General features: G+C 35.7%; 20 protein-coding genes. All 20 read left to right on the top strand.

Annotated features, from left to right (window positions below; all coding sequences use genetic code 11):
* The first annotated feature begins 6 nt into the window (after positions 1–6).
* The 20 genes from uvrA to rapZ all read left to right on the top strand — a co-directional run bounded on the left by uvrA (position 7) and on the right by rapZ (position 19,648).
* Complete coding sequence (gene uvrA / locus OB_RS12770) at positions 7–2,883, top strand: excinuclease ABC subunit UvrA (RefSeq protein ID WP_011066880.1); 2,877 nt, start codon at positions 7–9, stop codon at positions 2,881–2,883.
* Positions 2,884–3,018: 135 nt separating this feature from the next.
* Positions 3,019–3,369: a YojF family protein gene (locus OB_RS12765; protein WP_011066879.1), complete on the top strand. Its 351-nt coding sequence runs from the start codon at positions 3,019–3,021 to the stop codon at positions 3,367–3,369.
* Positions 3,370–3,390: 21 nt separating this feature from the next.
* Entirely contained in the window at positions 3,391–4,062 is a 672-nt protein-coding gene (gene bshB2 / locus OB_RS12760; protein WP_011066878.1) for a bacillithiol biosynthesis deacetylase BshB2, read from the top strand.
* A gap of 88 nt (positions 4,063–4,150) precedes the next feature.
* The gene (locus OB_RS12755; protein WP_011066877.1) at positions 4,151–4,342 is read left to right on the top strand and encodes a PspC domain-containing protein; all 192 of its coding nucleotides are present in this window, start codon (positions 4,151–4,153) and stop codon (positions 4,340–4,342) included.
* Positions 4,342–4,698, top strand: a complete 357-nt coding sequence (locus tag OB_RS12750; protein ID WP_011066876.1) for a phage holin family protein — start codon at positions 4,342–4,344, stop codon at positions 4,696–4,698. The genes OB_RS12755 and OB_RS12750 overlap by 1 nt, the downstream gene beginning before the upstream one ends.
* A 318-nt stretch (positions 4,699–5,016) precedes the next feature.
* The gene (hprK, locus tag OB_RS12745) at positions 5,017–5,949 is read left to right on the top strand and encodes an HPr(Ser) kinase/phosphatase (protein WP_011066875.1); all 933 of its coding nucleotides are present in this window, start codon (positions 5,017–5,019) and stop codon (positions 5,947–5,949) included.
* A 14-nt stretch (positions 5,950–5,963) separates the two neighbouring features.
* The gene (gene lgt / locus OB_RS12740) at positions 5,964–6,827 is read left to right on the top strand and encodes a prolipoprotein diacylglyceryl transferase (protein WP_011066874.1); all 864 of its coding nucleotides are present in this window, start codon (positions 5,964–5,966) and stop codon (positions 6,825–6,827) included.
* 33 nt (positions 6,828–6,860) lie between these two features.
* The gene (locus tag OB_RS12735; RefSeq protein WP_011066873.1) at positions 6,861–7,820 is read left to right on the top strand and encodes a nucleoside recognition domain-containing protein; all 960 of its coding nucleotides are present in this window, start codon (positions 6,861–6,863) and stop codon (positions 7,818–7,820) included.
* On the top strand, positions 7,795–8,439 hold the full coding sequence (ppaX, locus tag OB_RS12730) for a pyrophosphatase PpaX (RefSeq protein WP_011066872.1): 645 nt from the start codon (positions 7,795–7,797) through the stop codon (positions 8,437–8,439). The genes OB_RS12735 and ppaX overlap by 26 nt, the downstream gene beginning before the upstream one ends.
* Positions 8,432–8,950, top strand: coding sequence for an acyltransferase (locus OB_RS12725; protein WP_011066871.1), 519 nt, complete (start codon positions 8,432–8,434; stop codon positions 8,948–8,950). Before ppaX ends, OB_RS12725 begins: the two co-directional genes overlap by 8 nt.
* A gap of 10 nt (positions 8,951–8,960) precedes the next feature.
* Positions 8,961–9,503 (top strand): glycerol-3-phosphate responsive antiterminator, encoded by a 543-nt coding sequence (locus tag OB_RS12720; protein WP_011066870.1) that lies wholly within the window; start codon positions 8,961–8,963, stop codon positions 9,501–9,503.
* A 249-nt stretch (positions 9,504–9,752) separates the two neighbouring features.
* Entirely contained in the window at positions 9,753–10,583 is an 831-nt protein-coding gene (locus tag OB_RS12715) for an MIP/aquaporin family protein (RefSeq protein WP_011066869.1), read from the top strand.
* Between the two features lie 12 nt (positions 10,584–10,595).
* Positions 10,596–12,098 (top strand): glycerol kinase GlpK, encoded by a 1,503-nt coding sequence (gene glpK / locus OB_RS12710; RefSeq protein WP_011066868.1) that lies wholly within the window; start codon positions 10,596–10,598, stop codon positions 12,096–12,098.
* A 174-nt stretch (positions 12,099–12,272) separates the two neighbouring features.
* The gene (dhaK, locus tag OB_RS12705) at positions 12,273–13,265 is read left to right on the top strand and encodes a dihydroxyacetone kinase subunit DhaK (protein WP_011066867.1); all 993 of its coding nucleotides are present in this window, start codon (positions 12,273–12,275) and stop codon (positions 13,263–13,265) included.
* 17 nt (positions 13,266–13,282) lie between these two features.
* Positions 13,283–13,900, top strand: coding sequence for a dihydroxyacetone kinase subunit DhaL (dhaL, locus tag OB_RS12700; protein ID WP_011066866.1), 618 nt, complete (start codon positions 13,283–13,285; stop codon positions 13,898–13,900).
* A 5-nt stretch (positions 13,901–13,905) separates the two neighbouring features.
* Entirely contained in the window at positions 13,906–14,292 is a 387-nt protein-coding gene (gene dhaM, locus OB_RS12695; protein ID WP_011066865.1) for a dihydroxyacetone kinase phosphoryl donor subunit DhaM, read from the top strand.
* A gap of 198 nt (positions 14,293–14,490) precedes the next feature.
* A complete protein-coding gene (locus tag OB_RS12690; RefSeq protein WP_011066864.1) occupies positions 14,491–16,152 on the top strand; it encodes a glycerol-3-phosphate dehydrogenase/oxidase in 1,662 nt (553 codons plus the stop codon).
* A 282-nt stretch (positions 16,153–16,434) separates the two neighbouring features.
* Positions 16,435–17,424, top strand: coding sequence for a tetratricopeptide repeat protein (locus tag OB_RS12685; RefSeq protein ID WP_011066863.1), 990 nt, complete (start codon positions 16,435–16,437; stop codon positions 17,422–17,424).
* Positions 17,425–17,506: 82 nt separating this feature from the next.
* Positions 17,507–18,454: a thioredoxin-disulfide reductase gene (gene trxB, locus OB_RS12680; protein ID WP_011066862.1), complete on the top strand. Its 948-nt coding sequence runs from the start codon at positions 17,507–17,509 to the stop codon at positions 18,452–18,454.
* A 312-nt stretch (positions 18,455–18,766) separates the two neighbouring features.
* A complete protein-coding gene (gene rapZ / locus OB_RS12675; protein WP_011066861.1) occupies positions 18,767–19,648 on the top strand; it encodes an RNase adapter RapZ in 882 nt (293 codons plus the stop codon).

The raw sequence follows: 19,648 nt of genomic DNA, 5'->3' as shown, positions 1-19,648 counted from the left end.
TTTGGAATGCAAAGTAAGTCTATAAAAATTCAAGGAGCACGAACTCATAATTTAAAGGATATCGATATTGATATCCCTAAAAATAAATTAGTAGTACTAACAGGATTATCTGGTTCAGGTAAGTCTTCGCTTGCATTTGATACCATTTATGCAGAAGGACAACGTAGATATGTAGAATCATTATCTTCCTATGCACGTCAATTTTTAGGACAAATGGATAAGCCAGACGTAGACGTTATTGAAGGTCTGTCTCCAGCAATATCTATTGACCAAAAAACGACAAGTAAAAACCCAAGATCGACGGTCGGAACAGTTACGGAGATTTATGATTATTTACGTCTGTTATATGCAAGGGTAGGAAGGCCGACATGTCCAAATCATGGTATTGAAATTAGTTCACAGACGGTCCAACAAATGGTTGATCGTATATTAGAGTACCCGGAACGTACAAAACTTCAAATTCTTGCACCTGTTGTATCAGGAAGAAAAGGCGAGCATGTAAAAATTCTAGAGAACCTAAAACAAGAAGGTTATGTTCGTATTCGTGTAGATAATGAAATGCGTGAAGTTACAGATGATATTCAATTAGAAAAGAATAAAAAGCATTCGATTGAGGTAGTAATTGATCGTATTGTTGTAAAAGACGGTGTGGCGTCAAGATTAAGTGATTCTATTGAGACGGCATTGAAACTTGGAGAAGGTAATATTATCGTCGATGTAATTGGTGAGGAAGAATTAACCTTTAGTGAGAATCACGCATGTCCCATTTGTGGTTTTTCCATTGGTGAACTAGAGCCAAGGCTATTCTCTTTTAATAGTCCATTTGGAGCTTGTCCTAGCTGTGATGGCTTAGGTACAAAATTAGAAGTAGATATCGACCTTGTGATTCCAGATTGGGAGAAGACATTAAATGAAAATGCAATTGCACCTTGGGAACCCATAAGTTCTCAATATTACCCACAATTATTAAAAAGTGTCTGTAATCATTTTGGTATTGATATGGATATTCCAGTAAAGGAAATACCACAGCAGCAAATGGATATCATATTACAAGGAAGCGGTAAGGAAAAAATAAAATTTGAATATGAAAATGACTTTGGAAGCATAAGGAGATCAGAAGCACCATTCGAAGGAGTTTTAAAAAATGTGGCCAGACGTTATAGAGAAACAAGTTCTGATTTTATAAGAGAAACATTAGAAAAGTATATGGCTCAGAAAAACTGTCCAACGTGTAAAGGACACCGTTTAAAAAAGGAAGCATTAGCGGTATTAATTAATGGAAAACATATTAGTAACGTAACCGATTATTCTATCGTAGAATCCATACAACTTTTTCAACAACTTGATCTTACAGAAAAGGAACAACAGATAGCTAGATTAATTTTGAAAGAAATTGATAATCGTTTGGAATTTCTTAATAACGTAGGACTAGATTATCTAACATTATCCAGAACTGCGGGAACTTTATCTGGTGGTGAAGCACAACGGATTCGATTGGCAACACAAATTGGTTCTGCTTTAACCGGTGTGCTCTATGTACTCGATGAACCGTCTATTGGTTTGCATCAGCGTGATAATGACCGATTAATTGATACGTTAAAAAGAATGCGAGATCTCGATAATACATTAATTGTTGTCGAGCATGATGAAGATACAATGCTTGCTGCAGACTGGCTAGTAGACATAGGACCAGGAGCAGGAGAACATGGTGGAGAGATTGTAGCAAGTGATACACCACAAAACGTGATGAAGAATGAACAATCGCTAACAGGTAAATATTTATCAGGAAAAGAATTTATTCCATTACCTACTAAACGGCGAAAACCAAATAAACGTAAGATAGAAGTAATGGGAGCTTCTGAAAACAATTTGAAAAATGTATCCGCAAAAATTCCGATTGGATTAATGACAGTAGTGACTGGTGTATCTGGATCTGGAAAAAGTACATTGGTTAATGAAATTGTTTATAAATCTCTAGCAAAATCACTATATAAAGGGAAAGTAAAACCAGGTAAGCATAAGAAAATAAAAGGTATTGAACATATCGATAAAGTAATTGATATTGATCAGTCACCAATTGGACGTACACCTCGATCTAATCCAGCTACGTATACCGGAGTGTTTGATGATATTCGTGATGTTTTTGCACAGACCAATGAAGCAAAAGTAAGAGGGTATAAAAAAGGTAGATTCAGCTTCAATGTTAAAGGTGGAAGATGTGAAGCTTGCCGAGGTGACGGCATTTTAAAAATTGAGATGCACTTCTTGCCAGATGTTTATGTTCCCTGTGAAGTTTGTCATGGAGCTCGTTATAACCGTGAAACATTAGAAGTTAAGTACAAAGGAAAAAATATCTCTGAAGTTCTCGAATTACGAATTGAGGAAGCACTTGAATTCTTTTCTGCAATTCCAAAGATCAAGCGTAAGTTACAAACGGTATATGATGTTGGCTTAGGCTATATAAGACTTGGTCAACCAGCAACCACCCTTTCAGGAGGGGAAGCGCAGCGTGTTAAATTAGCAAGTGAACTGCACAAACGTTCAACTGGTAAGTCGTTTTACATTTTAGATGAGCCAACAACGGGACTGCATGTTGATGATATTCGTAGACTACTTAGTGTCCTGCAACGAATAGCTGATAATGGTGACTCTGTTCTTATTATTGAACATAATTTAGATGTTATTAAAAGTGCTGACCATATCATTGATTTAGGACCAGAAGGTGGCGATCGCGGTGGACAAATTATTGCTACTGGTACGCCTGAACAAATTGCAGAACAACAAGATGTATCCTATACAGGTAAATATCTAAGTCCAGTGTTAGACAGAGATAAACAGCGAATGGAAGAAACCCTTGAAGCGAAGACTGTATCAAGATCATAATTAATGAAGGACAGGTAGTATTCAATTGCTACCTGTTTTCTTTTCTGATTGTGATGAAAAACACGAAGCTATCTATTTGACGTAAAATCATCATTTCGATAGAGTAAATGATGAAATGAATTGGAGGCTAGGATGATGAAACCAATTGAAATAAATCATATTCAAGGTTTACTTGATCAGTTTGTAAACAAAGATATATATATTCACCTTGAAACAACAAATGGAGCTTACGCAAGTCATTTTGACGATAAAGCATATAATGTTGGGGCATACATACGGAATGCGAACGTTATATACGAACAAGCTAAAATTGTTGGGGATGGGAAGTCGTATCGTGTAGGGTTAAAAACAGGCCTTGGTTGGATATATGCCGAAGGACTTAGCGATTGGACTATGCATGAAGAACAATTACTATTAGCTGGCCATGATCGTGAAGGTAGATTAATGGTTGCATTAGAAATTAGCGAGAAACCATTTCATAATTAAAGAGGGAGATAGGTGAAAATAATGGAAAAGCATGTTGTTGTAATTTATCCACATCCAGATGATGAATCGTTTGGAGCTGCTGGTTCAATGGCTAAATTTCGTTCTGAAGGCATCCCGGTTACGTATCTATGTGGAACATTAGGACAAATGGGAAGAAATATGGGGAATCCTACATTTGCAAATAGAGAAACATTACCAGAAATAAGAAAAAGTGAATTAATCAAAGCATGTGATGCGTTAGATGTAGATTTACAAATGTTAGGTTATCGTGATAAAACAATTGAATTTGAAAATCGAACAGAAATAGCTGAACGGTTAAAAGGAATATTAGAAGAAATTGGCCCAACACTCGTGATTACACATTATCCTGACTATGCTGTTCACCCTGATCATAATGCGCTTGGAGCGGCAGCTATCGAGGCAGTTCGTTTAATGGAGCCCAGTGAACGTCCAACTGTATGGGCCCAAGCCATTTCTAATGATTATGAGTTAGAGCTAGGCAGTCCAGATATAATTACAGATGTTAATGAATTTTTTGGGAAGAAGTTGGAAGCTATTTTATCTCATGATTCTCAAGTAGCAGGGATGTTTGGTAAGTTTAAAATGCTAGATGAATTAGATGAAGAAGAGCGTAGAGAGATTGTAGCAAACTTTGGTAAGGAAAGATTCTATATTTGGCAATTTGATAAATAATAGAGAATGAAACTTTATACCTCATTTTACGTATATATAAATAGAAAAAACGGGTATAGCCATATTATAAGTGAACAGGAGGTATAACATGAAAAAGATATTTCGATCAGATTCAGATAAATATGTAGCAGGTGTTTTTGGGGGATTAGGAAAATATTTTAATATCGATTCCACGATTTTACGTATTGGGTTTATTATCTTACTTATTCCCAGTGTCTTTACATTGTCATTAATCTATATCGCTGTTGCGATGATTATGCCTAAAGAGGACATATATTAATGATTATCAGGTGGATTGTATCATTAATTTTAAATGCTGTAGCATTAATAGCTGTTGCTCAACTATTTGATTCATTTCATTTAGAAGGATTTGGCACAGCTGTATTAGCAAGTTTTATTCTAGCTATCCTGAATATAATTGTGAAGCCTATTTTAGTCATTTTAACGTTACCTATCACGATAGTTACCTTTGGATTATTTTTAATTGTGATTAATGCGATTACGTTAATGATTACACAAGCGTTGATCGGCTCTTCTTTTGTAATCGATGGTTTTGGAATTGCTATTATTGCTTCGGTAATTATTTCCTTAATTACAATGATCTTAAATAGTTTAGTAAGAGACTCCGTCCGATAATATTAAAATGGTGAGCTGGGACATAACAAAATTTCTGGTCAAAAAGACGAATGAAAGCTAGAATAAGCGCAGTATATTTCTAAAGCGATTTTCCAAAGCAAACTATTCGAATTTATCTTTTGCATGAATATTTTTGTCCCAGTTTCTTCAATTTTTTAGAAGAAATATTAACTTTCTATGACAGTATAAGTGAGACTTTCTTTACTTAGATAAAATATTTTATATAAACTATTGGAAACGTAGACTCTTGTCTACGTTTTTTCGTTTGACTATGCTAAAATGGTATTCAGTTATCAAGGAATGGAAGGAGCTGCAATTATGGTAGCGGTTGTCCGTACACAAGATTTATTGGATAATTTTAACCTGACTTTAGTATCTGGAGAAGACGGTATCCAACGTGAAATAATAACAAGTGATATTTCTAGACCAGGAATAGAGATGACTGGCTATTTTAGATATTACCCTAAGGAACGTTTGCAACTTATAGGTAAAACAGAAATGGCTTATTTTCTAGACTTAAGTTCGGAGCAAAGAAGAGATCGTGCTGAGCGCTTATGTACTGATATCACGCCAGGAATAGTTGTTTCAAGAGGGATGGACATACCTGAGGAGTTGAAGGAAGCCTCTGAAAAATCTGGAGTTCCTATTCTTCAATCTCCTAGAAAAACGACTCGCGTTATTAGCCGATTAACCAATTATTTGGAATCAAAATTTGCTCCATTTACTGCTATACATGGAGTACTTGTAGATATTTATGGTGTAGGTGTATTAATTATAGGTCAAAGTGGTGTAGGTAAAAGTGAAACAGCGTTAGAACTAGTAAAAAGAGGTCATCGATTAGTTGCGGATGATAATGTAGAGATTCGACAAGAGGATTATGATAGTCTAATTGGAAATGCTCCTCCATTAATCGAGCATTTATTAGAGATCAGAGGTCTTGGTATTATTAATGTAATGACCTTATTTGGAGCTGGGTCCGTACGTAGTAAAAAACGAATTTCGTTAGTCATTAACCTTGAGAACTGGGATGAGAAAAAACAATATGATCGTCTTGGCTTGGATGAAGATATGATGAAAGTGATGGATGTTCATTTACCTAAAGCAACTGTACCAGTTCGACCAGGTAGAAACCTTGCAGTAATTATTGAAGTAGCTGCAATGAACTTTCGTCTAAAGCGAATGGGAGTCAATACAGCAGAAGAATTCTCAGAAAGATTGTCTACCATGATTGAAAAAGGTGAGCTTGAATAGAGGAGGAATAGACTATGCTACATACTGCGGCACCAATTGATAGAGTAGCTATTGAAATTGGCCCTCTTTCAATATATTGGTATGGTATAATTATTGCATTTGGCGCTATATTAGCAATTTATCTTGCTTCTAAAGAAGCAGATCGACTTGGTTTAACAAAGGATTTAATGTTAGATTTTGTCATGTTTGCAGTGCCAATCGCAATAATCTTTGCAAGAATTTATTATGTGTTTTTTGAATTTGATCAATATGCTAATGGTCCTTGGTGGAAAGTTTTTGCGATCTGGGAAGGCGGAATTGCAATCCATGGGGCGGTAATTGGAGGCGTAATAACTGCGATTGTTTTTGCTAAAGTAAGAAAGGTTTCTTTTTGGCAAATAGCTGATATTGTTGCCCCTAGCCTCATATTAGGACAGGCGATTGGAAGATGGGGGAATTTTGTAAACCAAGAAGCTCATGGTGGACCAATTTCACAAGCTACATATGAAAGCTTTCATCAATACTTGCCTGATTTTATCATGAATCAAATGACCATTAATGGGGTTATGTATCATCCGACCTTCTTATATGAATCGGTTTGGAATATATTAATCTTTGTGGGGTTATTGCTCCTACGTAAGTACAATCCTGTACGAGGTGAAGTATTCTTAACTTATGCTATTACGTATTCGATTGGTAGGTATTTTATTGAAGGATTACGTACAGACAGTCTGTATATGTTCGATATAATTCGTACAGCACAATTTATTTCTATATTAATTATCATTGTATCTATTATTTTCATTATTTATCGTCGTAAAACAGTTAGTGAGCGATATTTAGACGCACCACCTAGTAACAAAAAGAAAAATAAAAAGTCAACTAAAAAGAAAAAATAAAGGTTCAACATGACTAGTCAGGGGATGAAAAACATGTCTGGCACTTTACAAAGAGGGTTTCGGGAAGGAATTAATACTACATGGAAATTAGGGAAAATTATTTTCCCTATAACTTTAATTGTTACCATACTTCAGTATACTCCAGTACTACCTTGGTTTATAAAGCTCATTTCTCCAATGATGGGATTACTAGGTTTATCAGGCGAAGCTGCTGTGCCTCTAGTCTTAGGGAATGCATTAAACCTTTATGCAGGTATTGCTGCTATTATTTCATTTGACTTTTCAGTTAAAGAAGTATTTATTATGGCGATCATGCTATCCTTCTCTCATAATTTATTTGTGGAATCTGCGGTAGCGACAAGTGTAGGTGTGAAATGGTGGATAATCGTTAGTGTTCGTGTAGGTTTAGCATTAATTTCTGCTTTTATTATTAACCTAGTATGGAATGGTGGTTCAGAAATGGCTCAATATGGGTTTGTGTCCGGCTCTGAAGCTGTTCCAAATGGATGGGTAGAAATTATATCCCATGGGGCACAAACAGCGGTAATTGCTATTGTACAGTTAGCATGCATTGTTATTCCTTTAATGATCATCATGCAATTGATGCGTGACCGTGGCTGGTTAGACACTATGTCGAATAAGATGGCACCTTTTATGCGTTTACTAGGAATAGATAAGAGTGCTTCCATGACGATGGTTGCAGGGTTAACCATTGGTCTAGCATATGGAGCTGGGTTAATGATCCAAGCTGTGAAAGAAGACAATGTATCCAAAAAAGATATGTCTCTTGCATTAATTTTTCTAGTATCTTGTCATGCTGTCGTGGAAGATACACTGGTATTTATTCCCTTAGGTATACCTGTTTGGCCCTTGCTAATTATTCGATTATTGACGGCAATAATTCTAACAATGACCATCGCCTATTTCTGGAATAAACGTGATAAGAAAAAAAGAAAGGAAATAATTCATGAGCATTCGTACCATACTCTTTGATCTTGATGGGACCCTTATTGATACAAATACGTTAATTAAGGCTTCCTTTGAACATACATTTAAGGAATATAATCTAAACTTTAGTAATGAAGAAATTTTGAAGTTTAATGGTCCACCACTAGTAGATACGTTTAATAAAATTGATGAAACGAAAGCCGATAGGATGATTACAACTTTTCGTGAGCATAATATTCGTGAACATGATAATTTTGTCACGGCTTTTCCGCATGTATATGATACATTAGAAGAATTGCAGAATAGAAATATTTCTCTAGGAATAGTAAGTACAAAAATGCGTCATACGGTGCACATGGGACTTGAATTAACGGGGATATCTAAATTCTTTTCAACGATAATAACATATGATGATGTGACACATGCGAAGCCGCATCCAGAACCGGTACAGATGGCAATGCAAAAGCTAGGTGCACATCCGGAACATACGCTTATGGTGGGAGATAATCACCATGATATTGTATCGGGTCAACGAGCAAATGTACAAACAGCAGCAGTTGCTTGGTCATTAAAAGACACGAACTACCTAAAAAGTTTTCATCCAGATTATATTATCGAAGATATTAAAGATATCATAACGATAGTAGGTGATTCGTTTGCGTAAAACAGAGCGTTTTACAGTCAATCGTGCAAATTCATTATGGCAAATTTACGATACTGTTCCTTTTTGGAAGGTTATAAGAAATTTTATAGTAATTCAAATTGCGAGGTATACTCCTTTTCTAGAAGTGAAAAATTGGCTATATAGAAATATTATAGATATGAAAATTGGAGAAACTACCTCGTTCGCACTAATGGTAATGCCTGATATTATGTTTCCAGAAAGAATTAAAGTGGGTAATAACTGTGTGATTGGATATAATACAACAATTCTTACTCATGAATACCTTATAAAAGAATATCGGCTTGGAGAAGTTCATATTGGAGATGAAGTTATGATTGGTGCGAATTCTACTATTCTCCCCGGTGTAACTATTGGTAATGGTGCAATTATCTCTGCAGCAACTTTAGTACATAAAGATGTACCAGCAGGGGCATTCGTTGGAGGAAACCCGATGAAAATTATATATACGAAAGAAGAGATGGAAAGAAAAAATATGATTAATGAAGAATAGGTGGTGTATAATGGAACTTCCTACTGGAGTTTTACCAGCCGTTCGTCAGATGAAAGATTTTGATAAGGCGTTAGAAACAGACCATGAATATATTGTTATATTAGAATCGAGACTCGTACAGTTAAAAAGTTTGATTGATTATAGTCATCGTAATAAAAAAAAAGTATTAGTTCATTTTGATCTTATTCAAGGATTAAAAGCAGATGAATATGGTATGGAATTCTTGAATAGAGAGATGAAGCCAGACGGTGTTTTATCTACACGGGGAAATGTTATTGCCTTGGCAAAAAAGTATAAGTTACTAGCTATTCAACGTATATTCCTATTAGATAGTCTTGCATTGGATCAAAACATGAAATTAGTTCGCAAATTTCAACCACATTGTATTGAATTACTTCCCGGATTAATGCCGGATATTATTCAACAAGTGGGTTCACAGACTAATATACCAATTATTGCGGGTGGCCTCATTAGAAAAGATGAAGAAGTAAATTATGCTTTAGAAGCTGGAGCGATAGCGGTATCCACGTCTAATACAACGTTATGGAAATAACTAAAAGGCACAATTATCGTATGATAATGTCGTGTCTTTTTTTTAATTATATTGGGTTGGAAAAAATTTCATATAGGAAAAAATGTTGACAACGCTTTCAGTATTTTGTACTATTTAGGTACAAGTTAATTTTGTGGTGGAGACTAGGAGACCTACATTTCAATCGTACTCGCATATTTGGGTATGCTATTGAAGTGTGGGTTTTTTTAATACCACAAAGGGTACTTGATTAAAAGGGAGGTAGATGATATGTCGGAGTTTATAGCTGAGTTAGTAGGCACAATGATTCTTATCATCTTCGGTGGCGGCGTTGTAGCAGGCGTTGTATTAAAGAAATCGAAGGCAGAAGGTACAGGTTGGGTACTTATTACTCTTGGTTGGGGATTAGCAGTTGCTCTGGGTGTATATGCTGTAGGTAATTTTACAGGAGCACACATAAATCCAGCGGTAACTATTGGATTTGCAGCTGTAGGAGATTTCCCTTGGAGTAAAGTTCCACTATATATTCTTGCACAAGTAATCGGTGCCATTATTGGTGCAATTATAGTTTTCCTTAATTACTTACCGCACTGGAAAGTGACAGAAAGTAAAGAAGATAAATTAGGTGTATTTGCTACTGGACCAGCAATTCGTAGTCCATTTTCAAATTTAATTAGTGAAATGATTGGTACATTTGCATTGCTTTTAGGATTGATGTTTATTGGATCGAACGATTTTACAGAAGGTTTAAACCCGCTAATTGTCGGGGCACTTATTGCAGCTATTGGGATGTCTCTAGGTGGTACAACTGGTTATGCCATTAATCCAGCACGTGACCTTGGGCCTCGTATCGCACATGCAATTTTACCGATTCCTGGAAAAGGAAGTTCTGATTGGGGTTATGCGTGGATTCCAGTAGTAGGTCCAATTATTGGTGGAGTCTACGGTGCATTATTTTATGACAGTGTTTTTCTAGCTAATTATACCTTCCCGTTTTGGGTAATGACTATTTTTGTAATAGTATTATTTATAGGAGCAGCAGTGAGTGAGTTGAAAACGGGTTCAAATCCTGCTGAAAAAATGAATCAAAAATTAAGATAGGAGGAATTTGGCATGTCAGAAAAATTTATTTTGTCCATTGATCAAGGAACAACAAGCTCTCGAGCAATACTTTTTAATCATAAGGGTGAGATCGTTGAATCTGCTCAGAAGGAATTTGAGCAATTCTTCCCAAAACCAGGTTGGGTGGAACACGATGCAAATGAAATTTGGACGTCTGTATTAGCTTGTATTGCTGATGTTTTAAGAAAAGCAGATATAGAAGCTAACCAAATTGAAGGCATTGGAATCACCAATCAACGTGAAACAACGGTAGTTTGGGATAAAAATACGGGTAGACCAATTTATAAGGCCATTGTTTGGCAATCTCGTCAAACGGAAGGCATTTGTAAGGAACTAAAAGAACAAGGACATGAAGATACGATTCGTCATAAGACAGGTTTACTAATCGATCCTTATTTCTCTGGTACAAAAGTAAAATGGATTTTAGATAATGTAGACGGAGCAAGAGAAAAAGCAGAAGCTGGAGAATTATCATTTGGAACGATAGATAGTTGGTTAATTTATCGATTATCTGGTGGTAAAACACATGTAACAGATTATTCCAATGCTTCTCGTACATTAATGTTTAATATTTATGATCTTAAATGGGATGATGAGTTATTAGAAATATTGGATGTACCGAAAAGTATGCTTCCTGAAGTAAAACCTTCTTCTGAAGTATACGCAAATACTGTTTCTTATCATTTCTTTGGTGAAGAAGTACCTATTGCAGGTGTTGCTGGAGACCAACAAGCTGCTTTATTTGGTCAAGCTTGTTTCGATCAGGGAATGGCTAAAAACACGTATGGTACTGGTTGTTTCTTACTAATGAATACAGGTGAAGAACCAGTACGCTCTAAGCATGGTCTACTCACTACGATTGCTTGGGGAGTAGATGGTAAAGTTGAGTATGCACTTGAAGGTAGTATTTTCGTTGCTGGATCTGCTATTCAGTGGCTTAGAGATGGATTAAGACTTATTGAATCAAGTCCACAAAGTGAAGCATTAGCATCGCAAGTCGAGACAACAGATGGCGTGTATTTGGTGCCAGCATTTGTTGGTCTTGGAACACCTTACTGGGATAGTGATGCTCGAGGAGCTGTATTTGGCTTAACTCGTGGTACAACGAAGGAACACTTTGTTCGTGCAACATTAGAATCTTTAGCATATCAAACAAAAGATGTTATGGATGCAATGTTAGCGGATTCTGACATTGATTTGAAGAAATTACGTGTTGATGGTGGTGCAGTAAAAAATAATTTACTGATGCAGTTCCAAAGTGATATTCTGGGAGTAACCGTTGAACGACCTGTCGTTCAAGAAACAACTGCACTAGGATCGGCTTATTTAGCTGGTTTAGCTGTAGGGTTCTGGAAAGATAAAGAGGAAATTGCAAAACAATGGTTAAATGAGAAAACATTTGAGAATGAAATGAGTGAAGAGGAAAGTTCATACCTCTATAAAGGTTGGCAAAAAGCTGTTGAAGCAACTCGTTCATTTAAATTTGAATCATAAAAAAGAAAGAAAACTGTCTCAATGAAGAGGCAGTTTTCTTGTACATGGATAAGAAGGATACGTGACCTTAGTCAGATTGTTTGACCATTTTCAAACTTCCCCTTAAAATATAGCGAACATTTGTTACATTTCTTAAGTAGCGTCCTACATTATGAAAAGGAGAGATAAAATCTTATGAAAAAAATTATTAATAATCCTAATGACGTTGTATCAGATATGGTTTCTGGGATGATACAGGCCTTTCCAGAAGAACTAGAACAAATAGATGGAACAATGGTAATTAAACGTAAGGAATTATCTTCAAATAAAGTCGGTCTTGTTAGTGGTGGAGGAAGCGGTCACGAACCAGCGCATGCTGGATATGTTGGAAAGGGAATGTTAGATGCAGCAGTTGCTGGTGAAGTATTTACTTCACCTACTCCTGATCAAATATTGGAAGCAATTAAAGCAGTAGATACTGGTCATGGAGTTTTATTAATTGTAAAAAACTATACAGGAGATGTTATGAATTTCGATATGGCTAGTGAATTGGCTGAGTCAGAGGGAATAAAGGTTGAACAAGTTATTGTTAACGATGATGTTGCGGTAGAAGATAGTGACTTTACTACTGGTCGAAGAGGTATTGCTGGTACTGTGTTTGTACACAAAATCGCTGGAGCAATGGCTGAGACAGGTGCTACTTTAAATGAAGTGAAGGAAGTTGCTGAAAAAACAATTAATCAAGTCAGATCAATGGGGATGGCACTTACTCCATGTACAGTACCTGCTGCAGGTAAACCAAGTTTTCAATTAGAAGAAAATGAAATGGAGATTGGTATAGGGATACATGGGGAAGCAGGTATAGAGAGAAAACCAATAGCATCTGCTGAAGATATTGCCAATGAACTAACGCAAAAAGTATTTGATGATCTGGGATTACAATCAGGTGATGAGGTTGCAGTGATGATTAATGGATTAGGTGCAACTCCAGAGATGGAATTATTTATATTACAGAAACATGTAAATCATTTGCTTGAAAATAAACGTTTATCTGTGTTTCGTACGTATGTAGGTGAGTTTATGACATCTCTAGAAATGACAGGTTGCTCGGTCACTTTATTGAAATTGGACGATCAATTAAAATCTCTTTTAGAAGCAGCTAGTGAAGCTACAGCATTTCGTGTATAAGGAAAGGAGAATCTTCATTGAAATTACAGTTGAATGACATCAGAAATTGGCTGGAATTATCAAACCAATTAATGCAAGAGAACAGATCCTATCTTATAGAACTAGACCAAGCTATTGGTGACAGTGATCACGGTATAAATATGGCAAGAGGATTTCAAGAGGTGATTACAAAAACTCAAGATCAAAACTATCAGTCACCCTCAGACTTATTAAAGGATGTTGCGATGACGCTAATGTCTAAAGTCGGAGGAGCAGCTGGACCGCTCTATGGAACTGCTTTTCTGAAATTATCGATGGCTTGGAAAGATAAAAACGAAATTCAGGTAAATGATATCAAAGAAGGGCTTCAAGCTGGATTAGATGGTATTAAACAACGAGGAAAAGCTACTACCGGTGAGAAAACAATGATTGATGTTTGGGATCCTGTTGTACAGTTGTTTAAAGATGATGAAAATGTGGCACCTTCGACAATTGAAGAAACAGCAAAGCGAGCAATGAATGATACGAAGGAATTAAAAGCTACAAAAGGAAGAGCTTCTTACTTTAAAGAAAAATCAATTGGTCATATTGATCCTGGTTCAGCATCTTCTTATTATATATTTTCAGCATTAGCAACTTCTATAAAAGGAGCGTAGATAACATGGGACAAGTTGGTATTGTTCTTATTTCGCACAGTGTAAAAATCGCAGAGGGTACGAAAGAGTTAGTACAACAGGTAATGAAAGATGTTACGGTTGAGGTAGCTGGTGGTACCGATGAAGGTGAAATTGGGACTAGTATTGATAAAATTCTCAACGCAATTACTAAAGCGAATAAAGATGATGGAGTTCTCCTTTTATATGATATTGGTAGTGCAAAAATGAACGCAGAAATGGCCGTAGAAATGACCGAAGTAGATGACGTGGAACTTATTGAAGCACCATTAGTCGAAGGTGCATACGTAGCAGCAGTAGAGTCCGGAATGGGGAAAGAAAAACACGAAATTATAGAGGCTGTCACTCAATCTTTTTCAAAAGAACGAGATTAACCTCTGTACATTAACGATGAGGTATGTTAGACTAAAGTCAAGTTAATAATGATGGACGGAGAAATCAGGAGAAAACCGCAATTTACTGGTAGTGTATATACCAGTTATTTTGCGGTTTTTTCTTTTTCTCTACATGATTATATTTAAAAACGGGTAAAGTGAATATAAGAATAACTAAACAACGGGGAGTGTAATATAATGAATCAATTTTCAAGTTATAGAAGAAAAGATACATTAGATGCTTTACAAAACGAAAAATTAGACTTATTAGTGATTGGCGGAGGTATTACTGGAGCAGGTATTTCCCTGGATGCTACAACTCGTGGTTTAAATACAGGCCTAATCGAAATGCAAGACTTTGCTGCTGGTACATCTAGTCGATCCACTAAGCTAGTTCATGGTGGACTACGTTATTTACAGCAATTTGAAGTGAAGATGGTAGCTGAAGTAGGGAAAGAAAGAGCAATTGTATATGAAAATGGGCCACATGTTACAACCCCAGAATGGATGCTACTACCATTCCATAAGGGAAGTACACTTGGACCATTTACTTCAAATATTGGATTAAGAGTTTATGACTTTTTAGCAGGTGTTAAAAAAGACGAACGTAGAGTAATGTTTAAGCCAAAAGAAGTAATGGAACGTGAACCATTAATTAAACAAGATGAATTACGTGGTGGCGGATACTATGTGGAATATAAAACCGATGATGCTCGTTTAACAATTGAAGTTATGAAGAAGGCTGTTGAAGAGGGTGTTCATGCGATAAACTACACCAAAGCGGTTGAATTTATTTATGAAGATAGTAAAGTTGTCGGTGTTGTTGCAGAAGATTTAATTACTGGGGAAAAACGAAAAATTTATGCAAAAAAAATCATTAATGCTGGTGGACCATGGGTGGATGATGTACGTGAATTAGATGGTTCGAAAAAAGGTAAGACGCTTCACTTAACCAAAGGTGTCCATCTTGTTTTTGATCATAACACATTTCCTTTACAACAAGCAGTGTACTTTGATTCACCTGATGGTCGTATGATCTTTGCTATTCCACGAGATGGAAAAACGTATGTTGGTACGACGGATACAACTTATGAAGGAGATATAGCTCATCCAGTGATGACGGAAGATGATCGTGACTATTTATTAAAAGCTATTGCTTATATGTTCCCTTCTCTACAGTTAAAACCAGAAGATGTGGAATCAAGTTGGGCGGGATTACGTCCACTAATTGCACAAGAGGGCGCAACTAGTCCGAGTGAAATTTCACGTAAAGATGAAATTTTCCAATCAGATTCTGGACTGTTATCTATGGCAGGCGGAAAATTAACTGGATATCGAAAAATGGCCCAACACGCAGTAGATCTAGTAACGAAACAGTTAAAAGAAGAAGAAAATATCCTTTATACCGATAGTCAAACCAAACATCTACCGATATCCGGTGGCGATGTTGGTGGATCTAAAGGATTTGAAGCATTTAAAAAAGATAAGCAAAAACAAGCTATTCAATTAGGCCTTTCAGAACAAGAAGCACTTCAAATGATTCAGCGTTATGGATCAAATGTAGAGATTTTATTAGATATTTATAAAAATCAAAAAGAAGAAGCGAATAAGTACGATATTGACCCAATTGTATTTGCAGAATTGGTATATGCAATAGAATTTGAACTTGCATATAAACCGGTAGATTTCTTTATCCGTCGAACTGGTGCATTATTCTTCCAACGTCCATGGGTAGAAGCGCATATGGATAAAGTTCTTCCATATATGAAAGAGAAATTACAATATACGGATGAACAGTTAAATGAGTATACAACTCAGCTAAAAGAATTATTATACGAAACAACTAATCCCGTTAAATAATATTTACTGAAGTGTATGAATCAAGGCTTTTTGTACGTATAACAGCATAAAAAAGCATCTCCAACGTCGTAGTAGAAATATAATGGCGTTTTAGGAGGTGCTTTTTATCATAATAGTGGAGTAAAGAAATAGTAAATTAGAGTTTACTATTTCTTTACTTGAAAGCTGTTTGATTTAACTTCCAAAATTCGAACAAATTTTGCAATGTGTGTAGACACTATGGTGATATCATATATAGTGTGATATACTTTGGACGAATGTTTAGAAAATAGGGGGATACACATGCAATCTAAAGGTAAAAAAGCTGAATATAATAAGGTGATCCCTTTTATCCCTGAAGGAGATTTTTATTATACAAAAGGTGTTGAAGCGTTTAAAAAACGTAAATTTGACATTGCTATTAAATGGATGAAAAAAGCCATGGAACAAAAACCAAAAGACCCTTTATATAAATGCCAATTATCGATTATATATACAGAAGTAGGAGCTTATCATAAAGCGAATCAATTATTAACCGAAGTCTTGCAATCTAGTGATTATATAGATTGCTATTATTTGATCGCAAATAATTACGCTCATCTTGGTTTGTTATACGATGCAAGAAAATATGCTCAGTTCTATTTGGATAAAGAACCAGACGGTGATTTTAGTGAAGATGCTAATAGATTACTTGAATTAATTCAAATTGATGAAGATATCGATGACTTAGATTTAGAAGATGAAGATGAGTTACTCATTTTTCAAGAAACTGCCTTTTATCATATGGAAAATAGTGAATGGACAAAAGCAATACCAATTATTGAAGAAATGATAGAATTATTCCCGGATCATATTTTAGCAAAACATGATTATGCACAAGCAATTTTTTATACAGGAAAGCAAAATGAAGCTATTCAGATTGAGAAAGACATTCTAGAAGAAGATCCAAATTCTTTGTACAGCCATATGAATTTAGCTTTATTTTATTATGAGAACAATGATACTGCATATGAAAAGCATATTCAGGCATTACTAAATATATATCCAATTCATGTACAACAAAAGCTGCGTGTTGCAGTAACTTTAGCACGAACAGGGCATGCAGAAGCAGCATACAGCAGATTTAAACAGCTTACAAAAGAACCAGTGAAAACGCATCTATCTTATTATAAATGGTATAGTATTTGTGCCTACAATTGCGGAGACCCTGGAAAAGCACTAGATATATGGGAAGAAGGATGCAAAAAACATCCACGATTATCTGATGAAGAAGGTCCCTGGAATAATAAATAAGTAATGAGCAAAAAGATAGACGGATATCAATCGATTAATTAAACTAGATGATGGAATTAAATAGAATACGGGGGCGATTTATATGTCCGAAGAAAAAATGTATGATGTAATCATTGCTGGAGCAGGTCCAGCAGGAATGACAGCAGCAGTATATGCATCACGTGCAAATTTAGACACATTAATGTTAGAAAGAGGAATACCTGGTGGTCAAATGGCTAATACCGAGGATGTAGAGAACTATCCAGGTTTTGATAATATACTAGGTCCAGATTTATCAAATAAAATGTTTGAGCATGCTAAAAAGTTCGGTGCAGCATATGCGTATGGTGACATTAAGGAAGTAGAAGATCATGGAGAATATAAATTAATAAAAGCAGGTAGTAAAGAGTATTATACTCGCTCTTTAATTATTGCAACTGGCGCTCAATATAAAAAGTTGGGAATTGAAGGCGAAGAAGCTCTTAGCGGTAGAGGTGTGTCTTATTGTGCAGTTTGTGACGGTGCATTCTTTAAAAATCGAAACCTTGTAGTAATTGGTGGAGGAGATTCAGCAGTTGAAGAAGGCATTTACCTTACAAGGTTTGCCAATAAAGTAACTATCGTGCATCGAAGAGACAATCTTCGTGCTCAAAAGATCATACAAGATCGTGCTTTTGACAATGAAAAAATAGATTTCATTTGGGATACTGTTGCAGAAACCATCAATGGCACTGATGGAAAAGTAAGTAGTGTTACTTTGAAAAATACAAAAACAAATGAAGTAAATAATTTTGATGCTGAGGGTGTATTCATTTATATTGGAATGGTTCCTCTAAATCAGGCATTTCTTTCATTAGGAATTACAAATGATGAGGGATATATCGCAACAAATGAAAATATGGAAACTTCCATTCCGGGAATATTTGCTGCAGGAGATATCCGAGATAAAGAACTTCGACAAATTGTTACAGCAACTGGAGATGGCAGTATTGCTGCAGAAGCTGCAATAAAATATGTCGAAGATTTAGAGGAAAAGATAAAAAGTAAGTAATATTGGAGCAAATCTATAGAAAAATTTACCAATAGTAACTGCTTTTTAATCCTGCTGTAACACGCACGAAACATTTATGGGGTACACTATAAATAACTAATTGACCCCCTTTTAATAGATAGATTAGTTATTTTGCACAGGTTGTTATAACCTGTGCTTTTTTTTGCTATAACTTGTCCAAAATTGTCGCGTAGTTGAAGTTCTTTTAATTGCTTGTTGTGGTGAAATACTTCATTGTATAATATAAGTAGTATTGAGTTTAAAAATATCTAATTTATATATAGAGACGAAAGTAATAAAGGGGCGAGGATATTGAATCAAGAACAAGAAACGAAGCTCGTAATCATTACTGGAATGTCAGGTGCAGGAAAAACAGTGGCTATTCAGAGCTTTGAAGATTTAGGGTACTATTGCGTTGATAATTTACCTCCTGCATTACTTCCAAAGTTTTTAGATTTGATGAAAGATGCAACAAACAATATTCAAAAGGTTGCATTAGTCATGGACCTACGAGGGAGAGAATTTTTTGATTCGCTCTTTGAAGCATTAGATGTTTTAGCGAAAGAGAACTGGTTAGAAGACCATATTTTATTTTTAGATGCAAAGGATGAAGCGTTAGTTACTCGCTATAAAGAAACAAGACGTTCGCATCCATTAGCTACAGATGGTTTACCGTTAGATGGAATAAAGCAGGAAAGAGAAATTTTAGATGAACTTAGAGGAAGAGCTCAACGCATCATTGATACTACAAGTTTAAAGCCGAGAAATTTACGAGAAAAAATATTGAAAGTGTATAAAGAAGAAAAGCAAGAAGTATTCTCCGTACACTTTGTATCTTTTGGTTTCAAGTATGGACTTCCTATTGATGCTGACCTCGTATTCGATGTGAGATTTTTACCTAACCCTCATTATGTCTCAAACTTGCAACCATTAACGGGATTAAACCCCGATGTCTCCTCTTATGTATTCAAATGGTCGGACACGCAAACATTTATTGATAAAGTAACAGATTTACTTACATTTATGCTTCCTCAATATAAAAAAGAAGGAAAATCGCAACTGGTAGTAGCAATCGGTTGTACAGGTGGACAGCATCGATCTGTTGCATTAGCGGAGCACTTCTCTAAGGTGTTAAGTAATGGATATACGACCCATGTAAGTCATAGAGATATAGATAAAAGGAAGGTATTATAA

It is taken from the genome of Oceanobacillus iheyensis HTE831 (genome assembly GCF_000011245.1).
Lineage (GTDB): Bacteria > Bacillota > Bacilli > Bacillales > Amphibacillaceae > Oceanobacillus > Oceanobacillus iheyensis.
The sequence above is the reverse complement of the archived record's forward strand: the minus strand, read 5'-3'. Positions and strand labels throughout refer to the sequence as shown.

Coding starts and splice junctions, on each gene's coding strand:
- uvrA (WP_011066880.1), top strand. CDS start 7: ATGCAAAGTAAGTCTATAAAAATTCAAGGAGCACGAACTCATAATTTA.
- OB_RS12765 (WP_011066879.1), top strand. CDS start 3,019: ATGAAACCAATTGAAATAAATCATATTCAAGGTTTACTTGATCAGTTT.
- bshB2 (WP_011066878.1), top strand. CDS start 3,391: ATGGAAAAGCATGTTGTTGTAATTTATCCACATCCAGATGATGAATCG.
- OB_RS12755 (WP_011066877.1), top strand. CDS start 4,151: ATGAAAAAGATATTTCGATCAGATTCAGATAAATATGTAGCAGGTGTT.
- OB_RS12750 (WP_011066876.1), top strand. CDS start 4,342: ATGATTATCAGGTGGATTGTATCATTAATTTTAAATGCTGTAGCATTA.
- hprK (WP_011066875.1), top strand. CDS start 5,017: ATGGTAGCGGTTGTCCGTACACAAGATTTATTGGATAATTTTAACCTG.
- lgt (WP_011066874.1), top strand. CDS start 5,964: ATGCTACATACTGCGGCACCAATTGATAGAGTAGCTATTGAAATTGGC.
- OB_RS12735 (WP_011066873.1), top strand. CDS start 6,861: ATGTCTGGCACTTTACAAAGAGGGTTTCGGGAAGGAATTAATACTACA.
- ppaX (WP_011066872.1), top strand. CDS start 7,795: ATGAGCATTCGTACCATACTCTTTGATCTTGATGGGACCCTTATTGAT.
- OB_RS12720 (WP_011066870.1), top strand. CDS start 8,961: ATGGAACTTCCTACTGGAGTTTTACCAGCCGTTCGTCAGATGAAAGAT.
- OB_RS12715 (WP_011066869.1), top strand. CDS start 9,753: ATGTCGGAGTTTATAGCTGAGTTAGTAGGCACAATGATTCTTATCATC.
- glpK (WP_011066868.1), top strand. CDS start 10,596: ATGTCAGAAAAATTTATTTTGTCCATTGATCAAGGAACAACAAGCTCT.
- dhaK (WP_011066867.1), top strand. CDS start 12,273: ATGAAAAAAATTATTAATAATCCTAATGACGTTGTATCAGATATGGTT.
- dhaM (WP_011066865.1), top strand. CDS start 13,906: ATGGGACAAGTTGGTATTGTTCTTATTTCGCACAGTGTAAAAATCGCA.
- OB_RS12690 (WP_011066864.1), top strand. CDS start 14,491: ATGAATCAATTTTCAAGTTATAGAAGAAAAGATACATTAGATGCTTTA.
- OB_RS12685 (WP_011066863.1), top strand. CDS start 16,435: ATGCAATCTAAAGGTAAAAAAGCTGAATATAATAAGGTGATCCCTTTT.
- trxB (WP_011066862.1), top strand. CDS start 17,507: ATGTCCGAAGAAAAAATGTATGATGTAATCATTGCTGGAGCAGGTCCA.